The 752-nt window shown below is 68.8% G+C and carries 1 protein-coding gene; it reads left to right on the forward strand.

Annotated elements, in window-relative coordinates; translation table 11 throughout:
- Positions 1-752, forward strand: a 752-nt coding sequence (locus IU450_RS39270; RefSeq protein ID WP_267470700.1) for a lytic transglycosylase domain-containing protein, incomplete at both ends; no start/stop codon positions are given.

The raw sequence follows: 752 nt of genomic DNA on the forward strand, positions 1-752 counted from the left end.
GCGGTGGGGAGTCGCGGGTGGCGGGGTTGTTGCCGGTGTCGCCGGAGTTGCCGCGGCGGTTGCGGGCGGTGTCGCCGCCGTTCGCGGGTGTGGTGCCGTTGCAGGAGCTTACGTTGCCTGCGGTGGGGGGTGCGTTGGGGATTCCGGAGGTGGTGTTGGCGGCGTACCGGAATGCGGAGTTGGCGTTGGCGTCTTCGGCGCCGGGGTGTGGGTTGTCGTGGAATCTGCTGGCGGGGATCGGGCGGATCGAGTCGGGGCATGCGCGGGGTGGGCGGACGGATGCGGCGGGGACGACGGTGACGCCGATTCTGGGTCCGGCCTTGGATGGGAGTTTGCCGGGTAACGAGGTGATCCGGGCTGCTGATGGGGGGTATGTGCGGGCGTTGGGTCCGATGCAGTTCTTGCCGGGGACGTGGGGTGGTTATGGTGCGGACGGGAACGGGGACGGGGTGGCCGATCCGCACAATGTGTTCGATGCGGCGTTGGCGGCGGGGAAGTATTTGTGTTCGGGGGGTGTGGATCTGCGGGATCGGTCGCAGGAGTTGCGGGCGGTGTTGCGGTACAACAACTCGATGGCGTATGCGGCGAATGTGCTGAGTTGGTCGGCGGCTTATCGGAGTGGGGGTTCGCCGACGCAGGTGCGGATTTCGCCGGATCTGGTGCCGCCGGGGGTGTTGTCGCCGGGTTCGGATATGTCGGCGGTGCGTACCGGTGTGCCGGGCACTGATCCGGGCGAGCAGGCGCGGGCGGCG

Source organism: Nocardia abscessus (assembly GCF_015477775.1).
In the GTDB taxonomy this organism is placed as follows: Bacteria; Actinomycetota; Actinomycetes; order Mycobacteriales; family Mycobacteriaceae; genus Nocardia; species Nocardia abscessus_A.